Source organism: Arenibaculum sp. (assembly GCF_035998295.1).
Lineage (GTDB): Bacteria > Pseudomonadota > Alphaproteobacteria > Azospirillales > Azospirillaceae > DASYHS01.
Genome location: NZ_DASYHS010000197.1, coordinates 1 through 2,555, shown reverse-complemented (window position 1 = coordinate 2,555; position 2,555 = coordinate 1). Strand labels below are relative to the sequence as shown.

Genomic DNA, 2,555 nt, shown 5'->3' with positions numbered 1-2,555 from the left:
GCCGGGCCGCCTCCTGCGCCCCGCGCGGCAGCCGGAGCGCGCAGGCCAGCGCGACCGCGCAGGCCCCCGCCGCCAGCAGGAAGGCGAGGCCGCCCGCGCGCGAGAAGACCAGCCCGCCGGCATAGGCGCCGACGGCGCTGAAGATGCCGTAGCCGAACGCGAAATAGACGCCGCTGGCGCTCGACACCAGTCCAGGGGGCACGCGCGTCGCGATGAAGCGCGCCGCCCCCGCCTGCGTCAGCGCCAGCGAGCCGCCCTGGAGAAGCTGGACCACGACCGCCGTGCCCAGCCCGTCGTCGAAGGCCAGCAGCGACCAGCGCGCGAGCCCCGCCGCCGCTCCCATCCCGATCAGCCCCGCCGTGCCGAAGCGCCCGCCGAGCCGCCGCGAGGCCGAGAACGCCGCGACCTCGCAGCCGACGCCGAACGCCCACAGCCAGCCGACCGCCGTCGCCGACATCCCGCCGTCGAGCCACAGGAAGCTGCCGTAGAAGTAGAAGACCGCGTGCGAGCCCTGGACCAGGGCGGCGCTGCCCAGCAGCAGCACGAAGGAGGGATCGCGCAGGATCTCGACCACCGGGGCCCGCGGCCGCGGCGCTTCCGCAGGGGCCGCCGTTTCCGGCAGCAGGCCCGCCGCCGGCAGCAGCAGCACGTAGGAGGCGACCAGGAACCACGGCACGATCGCCGCCCCCGAGCCGTCGACCGCGCCGCCGAGCAGGACCGACATCAGCACCACCGAGATCGAGCCCCAGCGCCGGGCCATGCCGTAGTCCAGGCCGAGGCGGCGGATGCTCGGCACCGCGATCGATTCGCCGATCGGCACGATGCACGACGCGAAGATCCCGGTCGCGGCATAGACCAGCAGCACGCCGAGGAAGGTCTCGACCGCGAGGTAGAAGCCGGACGCGATCCCGGCGCCGGCGACCAGCGCCAGCAGCAGCGGCTTGCGCCGCCCCAGGCGGTCGGCGGCGTGCGAGGCGACCGGCGAGGCCAGGACCCTGAGCGCGATGCCGATCGCCCCGACCAGGCCGATATCGCGCTCCGACAGGCCGAGCCCGCGCATCCAGACCGGCAGGAAGGTCAGCGACACCGCGATCGGGGCGTAGAGCGCCGCGTAATAGACGTCGACTATCAGCCCTGCGCGGCGCATCGGTTCCTCCCCGCGCCCGATGTAGCATTTCGTCGGCCGATCGCGAAGGGCGCCGTTTCAAGGACATCATCCTTCACGGTGGAAAGAATCCCGGGTTATGGATATGACATAATGTGATATGCCTTGCCGCGTATCGTTCCGAAGGATGCAGCGCCCATGAAGACCCTCGCAGCCGCACTCGTCGTCCTGATCGCCTCGGCGGCCGGCACTCCCGCCTCGGCCGTGACGATCACGGTCCAGTATCCGCACTGGATGGAGCGGATCTTCGAGGCGGCGACCGAGGAGTTCGAGCGCCGGAACCCGGACGTGGAGGTCGAGTTCCTGGCGCCGACCCAGAGCTACGAGGAATCGGCCCAGAAGGTGCTGCGCGCCGCCGCTTCCGGCAGCCTGCCGGACGTCTCGAACCAGGGGCTGAACCTGATCGACGCGGTGGCCGAGCGCGGCGTCCACGTCCCGCTGGCGCCCCTGGTCGCGAAGCTGCCGGACGCGGTGGCCCAGGGTTTCACCCCCGACATGCTGGAGATGGGGACGACGCCGTCGGGCTTGGCGGCGCTGCCGCTCGCCTATTCGACGCCGGTCGCCTATTACAACATGGACATCGTGGCCCGGGCCGGCTGGGGCGACCGCCCGCTGCCCCGGACCTGGGACGAGCTGATGGAGCTGGCGGACGCGGTCGGCCGGCTGCCGTCCGCGCCCAACCCCTTCTTCATCAACTACGACGAGGGCGGCAGCTTCCTGTACCAGGCGCTGCTGTTCTCCCATGGCGGCGCCATGGCCGGGCCGGACGGCTTCGCCTTCGACGACGAGACCGGGCGGCGCGTCTTCGCGATGATGCCGGACCTGGTCGCGAAGCGGGGCATGCCGACCTACAGCCAGGACCAGGCGCAGCAGGATTTCTATGCCGGCAATCTCGGGGTGCTGCTCTACTCGACCTCGTTCCTGACCCGCTACGAGGAGCAGGTCGGCGGGCGGTTCCCGCTGGCGGTGGCGCCGTTCCCGCTCGGCGTGCCCGAGGGCCGCGTCCCGGCGGGCGGCAATGCGAACATGGTCTTCGCGAGCGACCCGGACCGGCAGGACGCGGCGTGGCGCTACGTCTCCTTCCTGTCGGGCCCGCTCGGCTCGGCGATCGTGGTGCGCAATTCCGGCTACCTGCCGCCGAACCGCCGCGCGGCGGAGGAGCCGGACCTGCTCGGCCGCTTCTACGAGGAGAACCCGGACTTCCGCGCCGCCGCCGCGCAGATCCCGATCATCACGAAGTGGTATTCCTTCCCCGGCCCGAACGGCATCCGCGCCAACGACGCGTTCCGCTCGGCCGTGACCGCGGCCACGCTCGGCCAGGGCGAGCCGGACGGCATCCTCCGGGACGTCCGGGCGGAGGTCGAGCGCCTGACCCGCTGATGGTCCCGGC

General features: G+C 72.1%; 2 protein-coding genes. One reads left to right on the top strand and one right to left on the bottom strand.

What is annotated here, in order from left to right; genetic code table 11:
* Positions 1-1,147 (bottom strand): MFS transporter (locus VGO20_RS19475; RefSeq protein ID WP_327504045.1); only part of this gene is annotated, 1,147 nt, incomplete at its 3' end.
* 156 nt (positions 1,148-1,303) lie between these two features.
* Here VGO20_RS19475 and VGO20_RS19470 point away from each other — a divergent pair.
* A complete protein-coding gene (locus VGO20_RS19470; RefSeq protein ID WP_327504044.1) occupies positions 1,304-2,545 on the top strand; it encodes an extracellular solute-binding protein in 1,242 nt (413 codons plus the stop codon).
* The last annotated feature ends 10 nt before the right edge of the window (positions 2,546-2,555 follow it).

Excerpts from the sequence above, each read along its gene's own strand:
- VGO20_RS19470 (WP_327504044.1), top strand. The coding sequence starts at position 1,304 with ATGAAGACCCTCGCAGCCGCACTCGTCGTCCTGATCGCCTCGGCGGCC.